This window comes from Hymenobacter translucens (genome assembly GCF_020685205.1).
Taxonomy (GTDB): Bacteria; Bacteroidota; Bacteroidia; order Cytophagales; family Hymenobacteraceae; genus Hymenobacter; species Hymenobacter translucens.
Genome location: NZ_JAJERB010000004.1, coordinates 180029 through 199761 on the forward strand (window position 1 = coordinate 180029; position 19733 = coordinate 199761).

Consider the following 19733-nt stretch of genomic DNA (forward strand, 5'->3'; position numbering starts at 1 on the left):
CGTTACGATGCCGACCAGTGGCCGGGAGTTAGTATCTACGCATCCGACTCATCCTTGCGGGCCCCGGGTGGTTTACTATCTTAAGGGCCTCGGCTCTTTCATGTTACACGCAGACCTGATTCGACTTTACGCAAGCGTATGCAGAATTATTATCGGGTGCTGGGGGTAGCGCCCACGGCCACGGCCGCCGAAATCCGGCTGGCGTACCAGCAGCGTAGTGCTTACCTGCAGCCTCTGGTGGCCGACCCCGCTTTCCGCACCCAGCTGGAGGACCTGAAGATCGGCTTTGAAATCCTGGCCGACCCGGGGCGGCGCTACGCCTACAACCTGCTGCTGAGCCAGGAGCCCCCGCCGCCCCCGCCCGTCCGCCGCCTCGATCCGGTGCGCCAGCTGATGCAGCGCTACGCGCCCATTGCCCGCTGGGTGAACCTGCTGTTTCTGGCCTTCTGCCTGTTGCTGGCATTGGATTGGGCTCTGCCCCTGCGCGAACACCAGGGCGAAGAAGTCGTGGGCCGCGAGGTCGTGTCGGTGTCCTCGTCGGTGTCGGACCCGCAGTCGGCGTACGACATCAAGACGCCGCACACCAGCTTTCGTCTGCACAGCGACGAAGCCTACCGCGTGCGGGAGGGAGACCGGATTACGGTGTGGAGCACGCCCATCCTGCACATTGTGCGGGAGCTCAGCGCCCCGTCCTCGCCCGATGGCCCCGAGCCCTTTCTGCCGTACAGCGGTATTATCTACAACAGCACCCTTAGCCTGATGCCCGTCTTGCTGGCCGTGGTGGCGGGTATCGGCCTGCTGCCGCGGCGCTCGGCCGAAACGCAGGTGAACACTGCCGCGGCCGGGGTGCTGCTGTTCGTGCTGACCCTGCTGGTGGTGGTGTGGTTCTGAAGGCAGGCCAGTATCCGTCTGAACCCTGAGCAGAACGAACCGTTAAACCGGTCAGCCTTTTTCAACCGATCTGACCACCGTACCGATGAATTCCAACTTCAACTATGCACCGCACCTGTACGCCCTGCTGCGTATCGTGGTCGGGCTGCTCTTTGCCATGCACGGCAGCCAGAAAATCCTGGGCTTCCCCGGCGACAAGCCTCCGGTAGAGCTGGCCTCCCAGATGGGCCTGGCGGGCATTATCGAGCTGGTGGGCGGGCTGCTCATTGCCGTGGGGCTGCTCACCCGTATATCCGCCTTTCTGTGCAGCGGCCTTATGGCTGTGGCCTACTTCATGGCTCACGCCGGGGATGGACCCCTGCCGATTCTAAACCACGGCGAGCTGGCCGTCATCTACTGCTTTGTGTTCCTCTACATTGCCGGGCGGGGCCCGGGCCCCTGGAGCATCGACAGCATGATTGGCCGCAACCGTACCGTGGATGCCAACCGGGTAGCGTAGGCCGCTGGCCTTCTTCCAAAAGCATTCCGCTGACCAGCCCCGGCTGCGTGCTGCCGCGCACGGAGTCGGGGTTCTCTGTTGCCCCAGTTCCCAGCCCGCAGTCCAGGGTTACCGCCGGCAGCTCAAATCCATTTCCCGGATTTGCGGTTATTGCAGCAGGAGGCTGATGCCGGCACATTATCCGATCCGCGCCGGCCGCCGTCCCTGTCTGAACCTATCAACCAAACCCTTGCTGACCCGCTATGTCTTTTACCTCTGCCCGCCCCGAAGATCTGCTCATTGATGCCGCCCGCCGGGGCGACGTGCCCTACCTCCAGCAACTGCTGGCCGACGGCACCGTGGATGTGAACGTTCAGAACGGCAAAGGCTTCACTGCCCTTATCGTGGCCGCCTACGACGATCAGGTGGAAGCCACCAAAGCCCTGCTCGCCGCCGGCGCCGACCCCAACGTGCAGGACGTAAGCGGCAACTCGGCCCTGATGGGCGTTTCCTTTAAAGGCTACCCCGAGGTGGCCCGCCTGCTCATTCAGCACGGCGCCGACCTCAACCAGCAGAACGGCAACGGGGGCACCGCCCTGATGTTTGCCACCCTGTTCGGCCGCCACAACATCGTGCCCATTCTGCTCGAAGCCGGCGCCGACACCACCATCCGCGACGTGCGCGGCCTGTCCGCCCGCGACCTGGCCGTGCAGCAAGGCAACGAAGAAGCCCTCAAGCTGCTGCCTCAGGAATAAGCTAGGATTTGAATAACAATGCCCGCCCGCGCTCCTCTCTGAAACGCGGACGGGCATTTTGCTTGCCTGTAAGTGAGTGTGTACAAAAGCTAGGGCAGGGGCTCCCAGGTGACGTCGGCTACGGCGGAGGTATTCGTGGAGAGGTACTCGTTGTAAAGCTGCTGGGCCGGGCCCTGTTCGGGCTCACTGCCATCGGAGTGCAAAACCAGCAGCAGGTCCTGGGCACCCAGGCCCAAGCGGGAGGTAAGCTGCTGGCGCAGGTCGTCAAACGAGTTAGAGAGTCCGTCCTGGAGCTTTACGACGGTGAGGTGCCGGCCGCCCTGCTCGACACGGGCAAAGACGCCCGCGGGTCCGGTAGAGAAAGTGTCTGAGGTCATAGCGTTAGTAGGGGTTGTTTTCTCCGGCATACGCAAGGACCGCGGGGCGGTATGGGAAAAGCACGCCGGACCAGGGGTAAGTAGTTCGCGCTGCTATTAGCAGGGGTGGGGCCTCCATATGAATACTGGCGCCTTTTGAGGTAGTAAGACTAGCCAACAGTAAAAGAGCATCTACCTGCTTAGGTAGATGCTCTAAATAATCAGCTTACTGCCTTTATACGCCGGTAAGAAGTAATGTGTAGCTGGGGAAGTTGGAAAGCGTATAAAATCTATTGCTCTTTCAGCTTCTGCAGAATCTCCTGCGCCGCTACGGCAATGACCGTTCCCGGCCCATAAACCCCAACCACGCCGGCCTGATACAGGAAGTCGTAGTCCTGGGCGGGGATGACGCCGCCGGCAATGACGAGGATGTCTTCGCGGCCAAGCTTGCGCAGCTCCTCGATCAGCTGGGGAATCAGGGTTTTGTGGCCGGCGGCCAGGGAGCTGACGCCCACCACGTGCACGTCGTTTTCGGCGGCCTGCCGGGCTACCTCGTCAGGCGTCTGGAACAGGGGTGCGATGTCCACGTCGAAGCCCACGTCGGCAAAGGAGGTGGCAATCACCTTGGAGCCCCGGTCGTGGCCGTCCTGGCCCATCTTGGCGACCATGATGCGGGGGCGGCGGCCTTCGCGGGCGGCGAAGTCGTCGGTCATCTGCCGGGTGCGGGCAAATTCCTCGTCGTAGTTCATTTCGGAAGAGTACACGCCGGAAATAGCGCGAATCGTGGCCTGGTGGCGGCCGTACACTGCTTCGAGGGCATCGGAAATCTCACCCAGCGTCGCCCGCAGGCGGGCCGCCTGCACGGCCAGGTCGAGCAGGTTATTGTTGATTGTTGATTGCTGATTGTTGGTTCCTTCCTGGGCGGCTTCGGTCAGGGCATGGAGGGCCTGTTTCACCGCATCGTTGTTCCGCCCGGCCTTGATCTGCTTGAGGCGGGCAATCTGGCTTTCGCGCACGGCGGCGTTGTCGATGTCCAGCACCTCGATCTTGATTTCCCGGGCCTGCTCCTCGTCGGTGAGGCGGTATTTGTTTACGCCGACGATAACTTCCTTGCCCGAGTCGATGCGGGCCTGCTTGCGGGCGGCGGCTTCTTCGATGCGCATCTTGGGTAGACCGGTTTCGATGGCCTTGGCCATACCGCCCAGCGCCTCCACTTCCTGAATCAGCGCCCAGGCTTTGTCGGCCAGCTCGTGGGTGAGGGTTTCCACGTAGTAGGAGCCGCCCCAGGGGTCCACCACTTTGGTAATGTCCGTCTCGTGCTGAAGGTAAAGCTGGGTGTTGCGGGCAATGCGGGCCGAGAAGTCGGTGGGCAGGGCAATGGCCTCGTCGAGGGCGTTGGTGTGCAAGCTCTGGGTGCCGCCCAAAGCCGCTGCCAGGGCTTCGACGGCGGTGCGGGCCACGTTGTTGAACGGGTCCTGCTCGGTGAGCGAGTACCCCGAGGTCTGGCAGTGGGTGCGCAAGGCCAGGCTTTTTGGGTTCTGGGGGTTAAACTGCTTCATCAGTTTGGCCCAGAGCAGGCGGCCGGCCCGGAGCTTGGCAATTTCCATGAAGTGGTTCATGCCGATGGCCCAGAAAAACGACAGGCGGGGCGCAAACTGGTCGACGTCCATGCCCACGGCGAGGCCGGCCCGCACGTACTCCAGGCCGTCGGCCAGGGTGTAGGCCAGTTCCAGGTCGGCGGTGGCCCCGGCTTCCTGCATGTGGTAACCGGAGATGCTGATGGAGTTGAACTTGGGCATGTTCCGCGCCGTGTAGGCGAAGATATCCGCAATGATGCGCATGCTCGGCGTGGGCGGGTAGATGTAGGTGTTGCGCACCATGAACTCCTTGAGGATGTCGTTCTGAATGGTGCCCGCCAGCTTCTCGGGGCTCACGCCCTGCTCCTCGGCCGCCACGATGTAGAACGCCATAATCGGCAGCACTGCCCCGTTCATGGTCATGCTCACCGACATGTGGTCCAGCGGAATCTGGTCGAACAGAATCTTCATGTCCTCTACCGAGTCGATGGCCACGCCGGCCTTGCCCACATCGCCTACCACGCGGGGGTGGTCGGAGTCGTAGCCCCGGTGCGTTGCCAGGTCGAAGGCCACGGACAAGCCCTTCTGCCCGCCAGCGAGGTTGCGACGGTAAAAGGCGTTGCTTTCCTCAGCTGTGCTGAAGCCCGCGTACTGCCTGATAGTCCAGGGGTTCTGGACGTACATTGTGGCATAGGGCCCGCGCAGGTAGGGCGCCACGCCGGCCCCGAACCCGAGGTGGTCGAGGTGGGCCGCGTCGGCGGCGGTATAGTGGCTTTTCAGCGTAATCTGCTCGGGCGTGCTGGTTTCCGTGGCCTCCGCCGGTGCGGCGGGCAGGGGAGCGGCGTTATAGGCAATCCGGGAAAAGTCGGGCTTCATTGGAGCAATTCTTAATTAGCAATTAATAATTAGTAATTAAGAATCAGGAAGAATTTCGAGCGAACAGACAGGACGTCTGGTCAGAATTCTTAATTGCTAATTCTTGATTACTAATTGATTTCACCTCCCCTGCAGGCGGGCCAGCACGTCGTCGGTGCTGTAGCCGTCGACGGTGAATTCCTGGAAGCCAAAGATGTGGACGGCTTCCTGCATCGTGGCCAGGTCGGCGGTAAGCAGGGTAGGGGGCACAAACGTGGTGTCGTCCTCGTGCACCCGGGCAATGGTGCGGGCCAGGACGCCGTACTGCTCGGGCGTGGCGTACATCAGCGTGGCCGCCTCGGGCGAGGAAAACAGCACCGACAGCGTGCCGGGCGGGTGGCTGGCCAGCAGGTCGGGGCGCTCCAGGCCGGGCAGCATCCGCAGAAAGCTCTGCATGATGAGCTGGTTGGTGTGGGGCCCCAGCAGCACTATGGCCGCGCGCTTGCGCTTCTTTTCCCGGCGCTGAAAGTGCAGGGCCGTGGCCAGGCGCAGCACCTCCGTCGGATACGCGGCCCGGGTGGTGTCGAACTCCCGGCTCCGCAGCAGCTTCTTGGGGTTGTAGTCGAAGTCTTCCTTGGGGTTCTGAAACTTGTTGGTACCCACGACCACCTGCTCGCCGGCGGCAATGCGGCTGAACTGCACCTGCGCCGACTCCTGGATCTGCTGCATCACAAAGCCGATGGCGTGGGGCAGGCCGCCTTCGGCCTCTACGCGCTGGAACAGCGCCCAACCCTCGCGGGCCAGCTGGTCGGTCAGCGTCTCGATGTAATAAGAGCCCGCGGCGGGGTCCGTAACCCGGTTCAGCAAAGCTTCCTCGCGCAGCAGCACCGGCAGGTTGCGGGCCAGGCGCTCCGAAAACTCGTTGGGGCCGTGGTAGATGCTGTCGAAGGGCGCAATGCTGATGCCCTGCACCCCGCCGAGCACCGCCGACATGGCTTCGGTGGTCGCCCGCAGCAGGTTGTTGTGCGGGTCGAGGGTAGTCTGGGTCCAGGTGGCGGTGCTGGCAAACACCGCCGGCAGGCCAGCCGCTACGGGCAGTCCGTAGGCGTCGAGTAGGGTAGCCCAGAGCTGACGCAGGGCCCGCAGCTTGGCAATTTCAAAGAAGTAGCTGGTGGCAATAGCCGTGTGCACGTGCAGGGCGGCCGCTACGTCGGCCAGGGTGACGGTCTCGTCCGGAAGCTGGTCGAGGTAGGCGGTGGCGGCGGCCAGGATAAAGGCCAGCTGCTGGGAGATGCTGCCGCCCCGGTTGGCGAAAAACGCCCCGTTTAGCGTCAGGGCCCGAAAGTCGGGCATGGCGCGAGTCAGCTCCACCACCGTGCGCAGCTCGCTTATCTGCCGGTGCAGGTCGGGGCCGTGGTCGGTGATGGGGTCGCACTGCAGAAACCCCCGCAGGGTGGGCGTTCCCGTGGCCAGCAGACGCTGCACAAACTCGCCCGACCCGCTGCTGATGGTGAAGCCCACGTAGGTGGAGGTAAGGGGCAGCAGCTGGTGGAGGTACGACACGTCGAAAGCAACCGGGTTGGCAATGACGAAGTGCGCTCCGTCGGCGCCCCGCTGCAGGGCCCGGGCAGCCCGGTCGATGGCGGCGCGGCCGGTGTGGGTGGCGCCCACTGCGTACGTCGGCACGTTGCGCCAGGCAGTGGAGGCGGGCACCTGGGGAGCGGGCAGGCTGGCCAGGTTTTCCAGGGCCTCGCGGTGGTAGAACGGCTCCACGGCAAAGCCCTCCGGCGTGTTCCAGGCCAGCGTGGCCGGGTCGGCCCCCTTCAGGTCGCGGCGGATGCGGTCCTGCCAGGTGGCGGTGGTCACGGGTTCAAACTCGGAAAACGAAACGGGAACCGGGGGAGGCGTATCGGCCATAGCTGCGGGAAGAAAATAAACCGACTATACGGGGAGAACAGGGCCTAAAGATACCGCTTCATGGTTAGAAAGACGGCCGACCGCACTGCCTCCGAAAATAAGCCAAAGCCAGCCGGGGCATTACGGCTGACCTGCCTTTCCGGGCTGCTGCGTTGAATTTTGGCGCCATGCCGCCGGAATTCTTGTCCGGGCGCCTCTTCCTGCCGGGGCCTATGCACACGAAAAAGCCCGGCTCCGGCGTTGCTCGCGGCCCCTGCCTTACCTTGTCCTTTGTCTATGCGCAACTGCTACCTGCTCATTTGCCTGCTGGCCGGGCTGCTTTGTGGCTTCACCGCCCGGGCCCAGGGCGTCCAGATTGACTCGGCGGCCCCGGTCGATTCATTGGTCGACAACATGCTCGTGGGACTGGGCATCCGGGTAGGCAATGTAAAGCTGCGGGCCGAGCGCAGCAGTATGGGCAGCTTCGTTATCGACACGCCCATTATCGGAATGCAGCGCGGGGTGCTGCTTTCCACCGGCGACGTGCACAGCATTGCCCAGGCCAACAACTCACCCGGCACCAGCGGCTTTGCTGCCGACCCTACGGTCAAGTTCAAGCCCGACAAAGACCTAGCCCGCATCTGCCGCTGCCGCCCCCGCGACCAGGTAATTCTGGAGTTCGACTTTGTGCCGGCCCATAATACCGTGTTCTTCCGGTACATATTCGCCTCTGAGGAGTACAAGGAGTACGTGGGCTCCAGCTACAACGACGCCTTTGCCTTTATCCTGACCGGCCCGAAGGTAAAGCGGCGCAACCTGGCTGTGCTGCCCGGCACCGGGCGGCCCGTCACCATCAACAACATCAACCAGCACCGCCGGTCGGAGCTGTTCCTCAACAACGACTACTTCCTGAACTACGGGATGCTGAAAAACATCAAGCAGCGGCCCCGACTGTCGATTTTCCGGCGACTGTGGAATTACCTCTTCAACCGCGCGCAGGACAACCCGGCGGGGTTTTACGTGCTGCGGGGTGAGAAGAAAAAGCTGAATCAGTCTTTGGTGAGCCGCCTGGAGTATGACGGCTTTACCCGGGTGCTGACCGCCTCGGCCTACGTGCAGCCCTGGCAGCTTTACCACCTGAAGCTGGTCGTCGGCGACGTGGGAGACGCCATCTTCGATTCGGGCGTGTTTCTGGAGCAGGGCTCTTTCCGCAGTGTGCGGGACACGCTGGAGCCGGGCTTTGCGGCGTACCGCGACCTGAGCCGGGTGATGAACTGGGACAGTATCTTCGGCCGGCTGAAACGCCCCCTGGTGCTGGCCCCGGCCGGCCCCGACTGGTCCCTGACGACCGTGGGCTTTGGGGTGGACGAGTACCGCCTGGGTCCGGCGGAATGCACCCGCCTCACGGCCCTGGCCCGCTACGCGCTTACCCATCCCGGGCAGCTGCAGATCCAGGGCTTTACTGACAACACCGGCTCGGCGGCGCATAACAAAGAGCTGTCGGAGAAACGGGCGCTGTGGGTGATGTACTACCTGGCCCGGCAGGGCGTGCCGCGCAGCCGCATGCTGTACCTGGGCCTTAGCGACGAAAAGCCCGTGGCCGCCAACGACGACGAACAGGGCCGGGCCGCCAACCGCCGGGTCGAGATTTCGCTTCTGGAAGACTAGTCCGCGCGGAAAACGGCCACTCTGAGCCCGGGAAAGCGGTGGTGCCGGTGCCTGATCCGGTTTCGGGAGCGGGTTGGTAGCCTGAATTTGAACGGCGGCGTTACCTTTGCCGTTCTGCTCTCTCAAATCCCTGCCCTCACCGTTCCTATGCACTTTCTTCGTACCCGCTCCGCAGCCCTGAGTTTGGCTCTGGCCCTGGCGCTTTCCTCGGCCTGTCAGCGGGCCGGCTACGTGGCCAAGCCCGCCCTGGCCCCCGTCACGGCCCAGCGCGTGGAAAGCTCCCTGGCCGACGACCCCCGGGCGGCGGCCACCATTGCTCCGTACCGCGAAAAAGTAACGCAGCAGATGAGCGAGGTGCTGGGCACGTCCCCGGTTCCCATTACGAAAAACAACGGGGAGTCGCCCCTGGCCAACCTGGTGGCCGACGTGCAGCGGGCCCGCGCCAGCCGGGAGCTGAAGCAGACCGTGGACCTGGGCGTGATGACCAACGGGGGCCTGCGGGCCAGTCTACCGGCCGGGCCTATCACCATGGGTTCGGTGTTTGAGCTGATGCCGTTCGAGAATGAGCTGGTGGTGCTCGACGCGCCCGGCGCCGTGGTGCAGCAGCTGTTCGACTATGGCGCCCGGGTGAAAATGGCTTTCTCGAACTCGGTTTATACCGTGGGACCCGACGGCAAAGCCAGCCAGATTCTTATCGGCGGCCAGCCCTTCGACCCTGCCAAAACCTACACCATCGCCATTTCCGACTACCTGGCCGGGGGCGGCGACCAGATGGAGTTCTTCAAAGCCATCAAGCCCCGCAGCACGGGCGTGCTGCTGCGCAATGCCATTGCCGACCACATCCGCCAGCTCACGAAAGAAGGCAAGCCGGTCGAAGCCCGGGTAGAGGGCCGCGTGAAAGGCTAATGCCTGTCCGCTCAAGCGCCCTTTCTCTGTTTAAAGCACTTTCCCACAGCAGCACCTATCCATGAAGCGCCGCGACTTTCTCCGTAACTCCCTGCTGGGCACCGCCGGCCTCACCGTACTGGGTGGTCTGGGCAGCTCTGCCGTTGCCGCCGGCAAGGCTCCCGTCAAGCTCACCATCCTGCACACCAACGACATGCACTCCCGCATCGAGCCGTTCCCGGCCTCCGACCGGCAGTTTGGCAACATGGGCGGCATGGCCCGGCGCGCCACGCTGGTTTCGCAGATCCGGGCCCAGGAGCCTAATGTGCTGCTGCTCGACTCGGGCGACATTTTTCAGGGTACGCCTTACTTCAACTTTTTCGGCGGGGAGCTGGAGTTCAAGCTGATGACGCAGATGGGCTACGACGCCTCCACGCTCGGCAACCACGACTTCGACAACGGCCTGGAAGGACTGAAAAAGCAGCTGCCCCATGCCGGCTTCCCGTTCCTGAGCGCCAACTACGACTTCTCCCAGACCATTCTGGCCGGGCAGTTCAAGCCCTACAAGGTGTTTGAGAAGCAGGGTTTGCGCATCGGCGTGTTCGGCATCGGCCTGCAGCTGGCCGGTCTGGTCAGTGACCGGAACTTCGGCGCCACCAAGTACCTCGACCCGTACCAGACCGCCAAAAACATGGTGCAGCAGCTGCGCGGCCCCGAGAAGTGCGACATGGTCATCTGCCTTTCCCACCTCGGCTACAAGTACGAAAGCGCCAAGCCCGACGACCTCAAGCTGGCCGCCCAGGTGGCCGGCATCGACCTCATCCTGGGCGGGCACACCCACACCTTCCTCGACCAGCCCGTGCCGGTGCAGGACCCGAACGGCCGCCGCACGCTCGTCAACCAGGTAGGCTGGTCGGGAATAAATCTGGGCCGGCTGGACTATATTTTTGAGCTCGGCAGTAGGCGCCCGGCGGTAGCAGCCACCACGGTGCTGCCCGTACGCGAAGTCTGAGAAATGCAAGGGGTTCGACGTTTTTTTGTCTCCTGACTTTTCCACATTTTTGCCTCCCCCTTAAAAAAACGAACGCCCTAAACCCGTGTTCGGACATTCCTGCTCTTCCACACCGTTTATTGCTTTTGCCCTGATTTATTGATGCTGAAGGATTGCCGAACCGTATGGGCCAACTGTCTTCGCATCATCAAGGCAAACATTGGTGAGCAGAGCTACCGCACGTGGTTTGAACCTATCGTGCCGGTTCAGCTCCACCAGAATGTGCTCATCATTCAGGTGCCGAGCCAGTTCTTCTATGAGTGGCTGGAAGAGCATTATGTGGACGTGCTCAAGAAGTGCATCTACCAGGAGCTGGGCCCCGAGGGGCGACTGGAGTACTCAATCGTAGTCGATCAGGGCAACGGGCAGAACAAGCCCCGGACCGTCAACATCCCGACAGCCCGCAAAGCTGAGCCGTCGCGCCCGAGCACCGACGCGGCCTACGTAGCCGCCGGCGCCCTCACGGCCTCGGCCCGCAACGTGGCCGCCGCCGCTTCGGCTCCGGCCCCGGACGTGGCAACCCTGCGCAACCCGTTCGACGCGGCCAAGGGCATCGACCGCAACTACCTCAAGTCCCAGCTCAACCACAGCTACTCGTTCGAGAACTACATCGAGGGCGACTGCAACCGCCTGGCCCGCTCGGCCGGTCTCGCCGTGGCCAACAAGCCGGGCACGACTTCCTTTAACCCGCTGATGATTTATGGCGGGGTAGGACTGGGCAAGACCCACTTGGTGCAGGCCATCGGCAACCACATCAAAAGCACCTCGCCCGACCGGTTTGTGCTCTACGTGTCGGCCGAGAAGTTCACGAACCAGTTTATCGAAAGCCTGAAAACCAACTCGGTGCAGGACTTCGCCAACTTCTACCTGCTCGTCGACATCCTGATTCTGGACGACGTGCAGTTTTTGTCGGGCAAGGACAAGACGCAGGAGATGTTCTTTCACATCTTCAACCACCTGCACCAGGCCGGCAAGCAGATCGTGATGACCTCTGACCGGCCCCCGCGCGATTTAAGCGGGCTGGAAGACCGGCTCCTGTCCCGCTTTAAGTGGGGCCTCACCGCTGACCTGCAAAGCCCCGACTTCGAGACCCGCATTGCCATCGTGCAGAACAAGATGCAGCAGGACGGCATCGACATTCCGCCCCAGGTAGTGGAGTACCTGGCCCACTCGGTGAACACCAACGTGCGCGAGCTCGAAGGCGTGCTCATCTCCCTGATTGCCCAGAGCAGCCTGAACCGCCGGGAAATCGACCTGGAGATGGCCAAGCAGGCGTTGCGCCACATCATCGAGGAAATCGAGGCCGAAGTAAACCTGGACTTCATCCAGAAAACCGTAGCCGAGTACTTTAGCATCCCGGTAGACCTGCTCAAGGCCAAGACCCGCAAAAAGGAAGTGGTGACGGCCCGGCAGGTAGCCATGTACTTCGCTAAGGAGCACACCAGCCACTCGCTGAAAAGCATTGGTATGCAGTTCGGCGGCCGCGACCACAGCACCGTTATTCACTCGGTGCAGACCGTTTCGGACCTGATTGACTCCGACAAGAGCTTCCGCAGCACCATCCAGGAGCTGCGCAAGAAGTTCGCCGGCAAGTAGAGCCACTCCGAATAAACGTTAAAAGCAGAAGCGGCAGCTCCCGGATGGAGGCTGCCGCTTCTGCTTTTCAAAACCCGGAGTTAGCGCCGGGGCTGGGGCGCGGTTTCGTTTAGCGGAATGTTGTACTGGGCGGCAAACTGGCGGATTTCGCCCCGGAAACGCTCCCGGCGCTTGGGGCCCTTTACTTCGCGCAGGCTGAGCGTGTACAGGTCGTTGGAGCGCAGGCGCAGGCGCAGCTGCATGGGAAGCAGGTCCAGAGCTTCGATGGTTTCGGCGGCAAACACCTGCTTGGGCCGGAACAGGCCGCTTTTGTGCACGATGTAGCCGGGCGTAAACTCCAGGTAGCTCTGGGTGCCGAAGATGGGCGCGTTGTGCACCAGCACATAGCCGATGTACACCAGGCTGAACACCAGGAATACGTAGTGCAGGAAGTGGTAGTCCTGCACGCCGGTGTTGGAGTAGATCAGAAACAGGGTGTAGGCCACCCACAGGCCGCCAATGGCCATTTGCCCCCAGAACGGAACTTTCGAGGTGTCAGCCGGGCGCAGCCGGATGCGGGTGGTTTTGGTAACGCGGGGCATAGAAACAGGTAGTCTGGGACAAAGTAAACGAAAAACCGGCAACGCCAGGCGCGCAGCCGGTTTTTCGGTTGTTAGTGACTAGTTGTTCGTTGCTCGTTGTCAGTTGTCAGGATTGTTCTGGCAACTGACAACTAACAACTGACAACGAACAACTCACTTCAACGTCGCCGAAGCCAGCTCCATTTCCGGCACGGCGCTCAGCAGGGCGGAGATGGGGCAGTGCAGCTTGGCATTCTCGGCCTGCTTCTGAAACTCTTCCTGGCTGATGCCGTCTACCTCGCCTTCGGTGGTCAGCGTGATTTTAGTCACTTTCGGTATTTCGCCGGAAGTGTCGAGCGTCACTTTCGACTCGGTCCGGATTTGCTTGACCTGGGCGCCGGCTTTGGTGAGCTGCCCGGTCAGGAACATGGTGTAGCAGCCGGCGTGGGCCGCGCCGATCAGCTCCTCGGGGTTGGTGCCCTTCTCGCCCTGGAACCGGGCTCCCACGGAATAGGGGGCCTTTACCGTGCCGCTTTGGGTCGAGATTTCGCCGCCGCCTTTGATGTCGCCGTTCCAGACGGCGTTTCCGCGTTGATTGATCATGGGGAGTTTGTGAGATGGTGAAGTTGTGAACGGTTGAGTATACTGCCGGAGCCGCAGCTGAGTTGGTAAGCTGTAGCTTTAGGGCCTTGCCCGCCCGTTCGTTTTCTTTCAATGAATCCACCCGTCCCATCCGACTTCAGCATCCGGGCCCGGCTTCGGCGGGTTATCATCTGGCTGGGCTGGATTGGGGTTATTTTGTTCGTGGCGAACATAGTGACAGACAACTGGACGTTTGAAACTGTAAGCCACGACCTGCTGCGGGCTTTTGATTTAGTTATGTTCGGTTTATTTGCTCTCTGGCCCATCAGCGTGTGGCTCCAGTTCAAATCCCGGCTAGGCGACACCCTGCGGGCTATTGTGGCCGGTCTTCTTGTCCTGCTGATAATTCCCTGGGGACTGCTCTGCGCCCTTTTTATGGTTACGGAAGACGACGCGCCGTGGGAAGACCAGCTAGTGCAGTATGAGTCGGCGCTTCCGCCGGTTTGTATCGTGCAACAATCCTGGAATGGCTTCGCAACCATCGACACAAAGTACCGGGTCGTGAAAATCACCCCGCTGTTCGGGTTCTGGCAGCGGGTAGAGCCGGCCGACCCGGTGCGCTATCCGGAAGTGCATTACCGCCCGCTGGGTGTGCCGGATTAGCAGGGCCCGATCGTACTTGATGCCTGCCCGGCTCACTCATTCACTATCTCGCTTATTTACTGCCTATGGGTCTGAAATCCGCTCTTGCCCGCCCGCTGGCCGCCTTTGTCAACTACCAGCAGCAGCAGTGGCTGTGCGACCCGGTAGCCACCCAACAGCGGGTGCTCGGTTCGATTGTCCGCGCTGCCGCGCCTACTTCGTTTGGGAAAGACCACGACTTCGGCGCCATCCGCACGGCGGCCGACCTGGCCTCCCGCGTACCGGTGCGCGACTACGAAGCCCTGGCTCCGTACTTCGACCGAATAAAGCAGGGCGAGGAAAACGTGCTCTGGCCCGGCAAGCCCCTGTATTTGGCCAAGACCAGCGGGACCACGTCCGGCACCAAGTACATTCCCATCACCCAGGCCAGCATCCCGAACCACATCAACGGAGCCCGCAACGCCCTGCTCAACTACGCTTACCGCACCGGCAACACCCGCTTTATCGACGGTAAGCTGATTTTCCTGTCGGGCTCCCCGGAGCTGGAAACCGTGGGCGGCATTCCCACCGGCCGGTTGTCGGGCATCGTGAACCACCACGTGCCGGCCTACCTGCGCCGTAACCAGCTGCCTTCCTACCCGACCAACTGCATCGAGGACTGGGAAACCAAGCTCGACCACATCGTGGAGGAAACCCTGCCCGAAAACCTGACCCTGATTTCCGGCATTCCGCCCTGGGTGCAGATGTATTTCGACAAGCTGGTGCAGCTGACCGGCCGGCCCGTCAAGGACATCTTCCCCCGGTTTGAGCTGTTCGTGTACGGAGGCGTCAACTTCGAGCCCTACCGCAAGAAGCTGTTCGAAACCATCGGCCGGGAAGTCGACAGTATCGAGCTGTTTCCGGCGTCGGAGGGCTTTCTGGCCTACCAGGACGAGCCGGGCAACCCCGGTCTGCTGCTCTTGCTCGACGCGGGCATCTTCTACGAGTTCATCCCCGCTGAGCGGTTTTTCGAGTCCAACCCGCCCCGCCTCACCATTGGGGAAGTGGAACTGGATCAGCAATACGCGCTGGTGCTCAGCTCCAATGCCGGCCTCTGGGGCTACAGCCTCGGCGACACGGTGCGCTTCGTGAGTCTGAACCCCTTCCGCGTGGTGGTGAGCGGGCGCATCAAACATTTTCTGTCGGCTTTCGGGGAGCACGTCATTGGGGAGGAGGTGGAGCAGACGCTACGCGAGGCCATGAGCCGGTTTCCGGAAGCCGAAGTGGTGGAGTTTACCGTTGCGCCCCGGGTCAGCGCCGACCCGGCCGAGCCGTCGCGGCACGAGTGGCTGGTGGAGTTTGCCCGCCCGCCCCACGACCTTACTACCTTTGCTGCTGCGCTCGACGAAGGCCTGCGCCGCCGCAACGCGTATTACGACGACCTGCTAACCGGCAGCATCCTGGCTCCGCTGCTCCTGACGCCGCTGCCGGCCGGCTCGTTTCAGCGCTACATGAAAAGCCTGGGCAAGCTGGGCGGACAGAACAAGGTGCCGCGCCTGAGCAATGACCGGAAGGTGGCCGATGGGCTATTAGCCTTCAATAATGTGCCCGGAGATGAGGACAGGTAGAATAGCTATTTCGGCAAGTGCAGATGACGAGGAGTGGTGCACTTTCGACGTGACCGTGACCTATGACACGATTGAAGCCCACATGCATTTTGATGCCTACACCGATGACTGGAGCGAGTTTGGCGGCAAGCTGATGAGCTTTCCAAAGAATCCGGCGGATAGTGTGGTTTTCGAAGCCGGCATAGATAGCAGCGGCTATGACTTCCTGGTTCTCAAAGCGTATTGCTATGATGCAGCCGGTCATGCGGCCGTAAGTGTCCTGCTTGACAACAACCAGGACCTGCCCCGACGGTGTCGGCTGGAATTCTCAATACCGGCGGATGCCGCCTCTATAAACCTGTTGGGAAGTATGCTATATAATTGGAAAGTCGAGCACAGCTCTGAACTACTATGGGAAGCCCAAATCAGCTAATCAAAACCCGCCTCCACGCCGCCTGCCACGCCTACGTTCAGGACCGGCTCGACGCTATCCAGGCCGCCATCGACGCGGCCCAGGAATCAGCCAACTCCGAAACCAAGAGCAGCGCCGGCGACAAGTACGAAACCGGACGGGCCATGGCCCAGAACGAGCGGGACCGGAACCTGGTGCAGCTGGCCGAAGCCCGCAAGCTGCTGGCCGAGCTTACCCGCATCGGCCCCGCCCGGCCCCACGACACAGTACACCCCGGGGCGCTGGTCCAGACCAGCCTGGGCACGTTCTACATCAGCATCAGCGCCGGCAAGCTTACCATCGACGGGCAGGACTACTTCGCCGTGTCGGCCGCCGCGCCGGTAGCCGCCGCGCTGAGCGGAAAAGCAGCCGGGGAGCAGGTCGTCTTCAATGGCAAGCCCGTGCGCGTGGAGCAGGTATGGTAAACCAGTCCCACCCAACAGGCAACAGTATTTCCAGGGCTATTTGCCACTCAATGAAAAACACGATTTTGCTAGTAGGTGTGGGCTGCCTGCTCGGTGCCTGCTCCGGTCCGGCAACTGACGTATCGGAGCAGGTCGCTGCGGTCCAGCCACCGCCCCCGGCCGTAGCGGCGCCCTCCCCGCCGGCCGACGCCTTTCTTGACCCGGCCAAGTTTCGGGTGGCCCGGCGCGACTCCTTTACCGTCGGGCCGGAAGGCGCCTACGACTACCGCGACAAGCATCTGGTGAAGCTGACGGCGGCCGATGAGCAAAAGTATCTGCAACGCAGGATCAAGCACAGTCAGCACCAGCCGTATTACTTCTACACCATCCACGAAAACGCCCCTTCCCGACAGGTCATTACCGTGCTGCGCGACGACGGAGAGTACAAGCTCGACCTGCTGCGGCTCGTGTACGATGCCGAGCACAAGCTCATCAGCAACCAGGTAGTGGCCTACTATGCTGGCGACGGGGGAGTGGGCGAGGATGCCTACGGCCGCTTCGAAACGCCCACGACGTTCCGGTTTACGGAAGTTATGCGGGAAAACACCCGCGACGACCAGGATACGATGGAGTACGAGATAGACTCGGTTGTGACGCGCTACAGCGTGAGAAACGAGCGGTTTCGGGTCAGCAAAAAGCAGAAGTTTCACCGCCATGCCATCGAGGTGGCCAAGCAGGAATAAGCTCTATCGGCAACTGCCCGGGCTTGGCGTACCTTTGCCGCCGTTCGGCTCTCCCACCTTCCGCTATGCCCACCCTTACTCCTAAGCGCGTCACCCTGCTCGGCTCCACCGGCTCCATCGGTACCCAGGCCCTCGACGTGCTCCGCGCCCATCCCGGCCGCTTCACCGTCACGGCCCTCTCGGCCCAGTCGAATGCCACCCTGCTGGTCGAGCAGGCCCGGGAGTTTAAGCCGGCCGCCGTCGTTATCGGCGACGAGCAGAAGTACGCCGAGGTAAAAGCCGCGCTGGCCGGTCAGCCCGAAACCGAGGTGCTGACCGGGGCCGCTGCCCTGGCCGACGTAGCCGGCCGCGACGACGCCGACGTGGTTTTGACCGCCATGATGGGCTACGCCGGGCTGCTGCCTACGGTGCGGGCCATCCGGGCCGGCAAAACCATTGCCCTGGCCAACAAGGAAACTCTGGTCGTGGCCGGGCAGCTGATTACCGACCTGGTGAAAAAGCATGGGGTGGGCCTTTACCCGGTCGACTCCGAGCACTCGGCCATTTTTCAGTGTTTGGTAGGAGAGGAGCGCAACCCGATTGAGAAGATTATCCTCACGGCCTCGGGCGGGCCCTTCCGGGGCCGTTCTACTGCCGACCTGGCTCAGGTGACCAAAGCCCAGGCCCTGAAGCACCCGAACTGGGACATGGGCGCCAAAATCACCATCGACTCAGCCTCGCTGATGAACAAGGGGCTGGAGGTAATTGAGGCGAAGTGGCTGTTTGGCCTGCGCGACGACCAGATCGACGTGGTGGTGCACCCGCAGAGCATCATTCACTCCCTGGTGCAGTTCGAGGATGGGTCGCTGAAGGCCCAGCTCGGTCTGCCCGATATGAAGCTGCCTATTCAGTATGCCCTGGGCTACCCCGACCGGCTGCCTTCAAGCTTTCCGCGCTTCTCGTTTCTCGACTACCCCCAGCTTACCTTTGAGCAGCCCGACGGCGGCACGTTCCGCAATTTGCCCCTGGCGTTTGAGGCCATGCGCCGGGCCGGCAACGCGCCCTGTATCCTCAACGCCGCCAACGAAATAGCCGTGGCGGCCTTTCTGCGCGACGAAATCGGGTTCCTGCAAATGTCCGACCTGGTGGAAAGCTGCCTCTCAAAGGTTTCGTACCTTGCCGAACCAACCCTGGACGACTACGTGCTGACCGACTGCGAAACGCGGGCTATGGCGCAGGAGCTGGTCAGGAAAGTTTAAATGTTGATTGTTACTTGTTGGTCGTTGCTTATTAGTCGTTCCGGGAATATGCCGGCTTGCAACAATCAACAACCGACAATCAACCTACTACCACTCATTCACTGATTTACTGTTTTGGAAGGATTAATCATGGCCGGCAACCTGTTGCTGGGCCTCTCCCTCTTGGTTGGCCTGCACGAGTTCGGGCACTACGCCGCCGCCAAGTTCTTTAAGATCCGGGTTGACAAGTTTTACATCTTCTTCGACTTCCTGTTTCCGCTGCCGGGCGTGCTCAACTTCGCCCTGTTCAAAAAGAAAATCGGCGACACCGAGTACGGCCTCGGCTGGTTTCCGCTGGGCGGCTACGTGGCCATCCACGGCATGATCGACGAAACCACCGATGCCGACCAGCTTGCCTCCGAGCCCCAGCCCAACGAGTTTCGCTCGAAGCCGGCCTGGCAGCGCCTGATCGTAATGCTGGGTGGAATCATCATGAACGTGATTACCGGCATCGTCATCTTCACGGTGCTGACCTACACCCAGGGCGAAAGCTACCTGCCGGCCTCAGAAGTGCGCTACGGCATCGTGCCCAGCAAAGTGGGCGAGGAAATCGGCTTCCGTAAGGGCGACAAAATCGTCAAGATCAACGGCCGCCCGTTCCAGGAGTTTAACGACGTGTACGACCCCAACGTGCTGCTCGGCAGCCGCAGCTACTACACCGTGGAGCGCGGCGGGCAGCTGATCGACATTCCCGTTCCGGCCGACTTCATGGACCGCATGGCCGGCAAGGACGAAACGCCGTTCGTGGCCCCGCTCGACCCGTTCGTGGTCGACGAAATCAGCCCGGGCATGCCCGCCGCCAAGGCCGGCCTCCAGCCCAACGACCGGATTCTGCGCGTCGGCAACCAGGATATTCAGTTCTTCCCCGAGCTGACCGCCGCCCTCAAGGCCAACGCCGGCAAGCCCACGCCCTTGCTCGTGCAGCGCGGCAGCGAAACCGTAACGCTCAACGCCACCATCGACGAGGACGGCAAGCTGGGTTTCCGGCCCAAGTCCCTGCTACAGTTCTCGAAGCGCGAGTACGGCTTCTTGGAGGCTATTCCGGCCGGCACCAAGCAGGCCTTCGGCATCGTCACAACCCAGGCCAAGGCCCTGGGCAAGATCTTCAAGGGCGAGGCCTCAGCCCGCAAGTCGCTGGGCGGCCCGATGGCCATTGCCCAGCAGTACGGCGGCAAGTGGGACTGGCTGCGGTTCTGGACGCTGACGGGCATGCTCTCGATGGTGCTGGCGCTGATGAACATTCTGCCCATCCCGGCCCTCGACGGCGGCCACGTGCTGTTCCTGACCTACGAGATGATTGCGGGCCGCAAGCCTTCCGACAAGTTCCTCGAAAACGCCCAAAAGGTGGGCATGGCACTTATTCTGGGTCTGATGGCGTTTGTGCTGGTCAACGACTTTCTTAAGTAGAAAGCCAAACCGGAACCGGCGGGGAGCAGACTGCACCGGCTTGGTCCGGGCGGCCTGCTCCCCGCTTTTTTTG

19 protein-coding genes are annotated in these 19733 nt (G+C 62.0%); 14 read left to right on the top strand and 5 right to left on the bottom strand.

Annotated elements, in window-relative coordinates; all coding sequences use genetic code 11:
* The first annotated feature begins 138 nt into the window (after positions 1 to 138).
* The 3 genes from LJY25_RS10975 to LJY25_RS10985 all read left to right on the top strand — a co-directional run bounded on the left by LJY25_RS10975 (position 139) and on the right by LJY25_RS10985 (position 2124).
* Positions 139 to 891 (top strand): J domain-containing protein, encoded by a 753-nt coding sequence (locus LJY25_RS10975; protein ID WP_227608382.1) that lies wholly within the window; start codon positions 139 to 141, stop codon positions 889 to 891.
* A gap of 85 nt (positions 892 to 976) precedes the next feature.
* Complete coding sequence (locus LJY25_RS10980; RefSeq protein WP_227608383.1) at positions 977 to 1390, top strand: DoxX family protein; 414 nt, start codon at positions 977 to 979, stop codon at positions 1388 to 1390.
* Positions 1391 to 1632: 242 nt separating this feature from the next.
* The gene (locus tag LJY25_RS10985) at positions 1633 to 2124 is read left to right on the top strand and encodes an ankyrin repeat domain-containing protein (protein WP_227608384.1); all 492 of its coding nucleotides are present in this window, start codon (positions 1633 to 1635) and stop codon (positions 2122 to 2124) included.
* A gap of 89 nt (positions 2125 to 2213) precedes the next feature.
* Here the strand turns inward: LJY25_RS10985 and LJY25_RS10990 are convergent, their stop codons facing one another.
* The 3 genes from LJY25_RS10990 to LJY25_RS11000 all read right to left on the bottom strand — a co-directional run bounded on the left by LJY25_RS10990 (position 2214) and on the right by LJY25_RS11000 (position 6829).
* Complete coding sequence (locus tag LJY25_RS10990; protein WP_227608385.1) at positions 2214 to 2501, bottom strand: hypothetical protein; 288 nt, start codon at positions 2499 to 2501, stop codon at positions 2214 to 2216.
* A 269-nt stretch (positions 2502 to 2770) separates the two neighbouring features.
* A complete protein-coding gene (gene scpA / locus LJY25_RS10995; RefSeq protein WP_227608386.1) occupies positions 2771 to 4933 on the bottom strand; it encodes a methylmalonyl-CoA mutase in 2163 nt (720 codons plus the stop codon).
* Between the two features lie 120 nt (positions 4934 to 5053).
* Positions 5054 to 6829: a methylmalonyl-CoA mutase family protein gene (locus LJY25_RS11000; protein WP_227608387.1), complete on the bottom strand. Its 1776-nt coding sequence runs from the start codon at positions 6827 to 6829 to the stop codon at positions 5054 to 5056.
* A gap of 276 nt (positions 6830 to 7105) precedes the next feature.
* Here LJY25_RS11000 and LJY25_RS11005 point away from each other — a divergent pair, with 276 nt between their 5' ends.
* The 4 genes from LJY25_RS11005 (at position 7106) to dnaA (ending at position 12008) form a co-directional block, all read left to right on the top strand.
* Positions 7106 to 8476 (top strand): OmpA family protein, encoded by a 1371-nt coding sequence (locus LJY25_RS11005; protein ID WP_227608388.1) that lies wholly within the window; start codon positions 7106 to 7108, stop codon positions 8474 to 8476.
* A gap of 147 nt (positions 8477 to 8623) precedes the next feature.
* Positions 8624 to 9382 (top strand): 5'-nucleotidase C-terminal domain-containing protein, encoded by a 759-nt coding sequence (locus tag LJY25_RS11010; protein ID WP_227608389.1) that lies wholly within the window; start codon positions 8624 to 8626, stop codon positions 9380 to 9382.
* A gap of 61 nt (positions 9383 to 9443) precedes the next feature.
* Positions 9444 to 10373, top strand: coding sequence for a bifunctional metallophosphatase/5'-nucleotidase (locus LJY25_RS11015; protein ID WP_227608390.1), 930 nt, complete (start codon positions 9444 to 9446; stop codon positions 10371 to 10373).
* A 141-nt stretch (positions 10374 to 10514) separates the two neighbouring features.
* A complete protein-coding gene (gene dnaA / locus LJY25_RS11020; protein WP_227608391.1) occupies positions 10515 to 12008 on the top strand; it encodes a chromosomal replication initiator protein DnaA in 1494 nt (497 codons plus the stop codon).
* Between the two features lie 80 nt (positions 12009 to 12088).
* On the opposite strand, the gene LJY25_RS11025 is transcribed toward dnaA, so the two are convergent.
* A complete protein-coding gene (locus LJY25_RS11025; RefSeq protein WP_227608392.1) occupies positions 12089 to 12589 on the bottom strand; it encodes a hypothetical protein in 501 nt (166 codons plus the stop codon).
* Between the two features lie 153 nt (positions 12590 to 12742).
* The gene (locus LJY25_RS11030; RefSeq protein ID WP_227608393.1) at positions 12743 to 13171 is read right to left on the bottom strand and encodes an OsmC family peroxiredoxin; all 429 of its coding nucleotides are present in this window, start codon (positions 13169 to 13171) and stop codon (positions 12743 to 12745) included.
* 111 nt (positions 13172 to 13282) lie between these two features.
* On the opposite strand from LJY25_RS11030, the gene LJY25_RS11035 reads away from it, so the two are divergent.
* The 7 genes from LJY25_RS11035 (at position 13283) to rseP (ending at position 19660) form a co-directional block, all read left to right on the top strand.
* Complete coding sequence (locus LJY25_RS11035; RefSeq protein WP_227608394.1) at positions 13283 to 13813, top strand: hypothetical protein; 531 nt, start codon at positions 13283 to 13285, stop codon at positions 13811 to 13813.
* A 65-nt stretch (positions 13814 to 13878) separates the two neighbouring features.
* Positions 13879 to 15399, top strand: a complete 1521-nt coding sequence (locus LJY25_RS11040; RefSeq protein WP_227608395.1) for a GH3 auxin-responsive promoter family protein — start codon at positions 13879 to 13881, stop codon at positions 15397 to 15399.
* A gap of 55 nt (positions 15400 to 15454) precedes the next feature.
* Positions 15455 to 15811 carry a hypothetical protein gene (locus LJY25_RS11045; protein WP_227608396.1) on the top strand — a complete coding sequence of 119 codons (357 nt, stop codon included), beginning with the start codon at positions 15455 to 15457 and terminating at the stop codon, positions 15809 to 15811.
* Entirely contained in the window at positions 15790 to 16254 is a 465-nt protein-coding gene (locus tag LJY25_RS11050) for a 3-oxoacyl-ACP synthase (protein ID WP_227608397.1), read from the top strand. The genes LJY25_RS11045 and LJY25_RS11050 overlap by 22 nt, the downstream gene beginning before the upstream one ends.
* 50 nt (positions 16255 to 16304) lie before the next feature.
* Positions 16305 to 16976: a hypothetical protein gene (locus LJY25_RS11055; protein ID WP_227608398.1), complete on the top strand. Its 672-nt coding sequence runs from the start codon at positions 16305 to 16307 to the stop codon at positions 16974 to 16976.
* Between the two features lie 65 nt (positions 16977 to 17041).
* Complete coding sequence (locus LJY25_RS11060; RefSeq protein WP_227608399.1) at positions 17042 to 18214, top strand: 1-deoxy-D-xylulose-5-phosphate reductoisomerase; 1173 nt, start codon at positions 17042 to 17044, stop codon at positions 18212 to 18214.
* 129 nt (positions 18215 to 18343) lie between these two features.
* Positions 18344 to 19660 carry an RIP metalloprotease RseP gene (gene rseP, locus LJY25_RS11065; RefSeq protein WP_227608400.1) on the top strand — a complete coding sequence of 439 codons (1317 nt, stop codon included), beginning with the start codon at positions 18344 to 18346 and terminating at the stop codon, positions 19658 to 19660.
* The last annotated feature ends 73 nt before the right edge of the window (positions 19661 to 19733 follow it).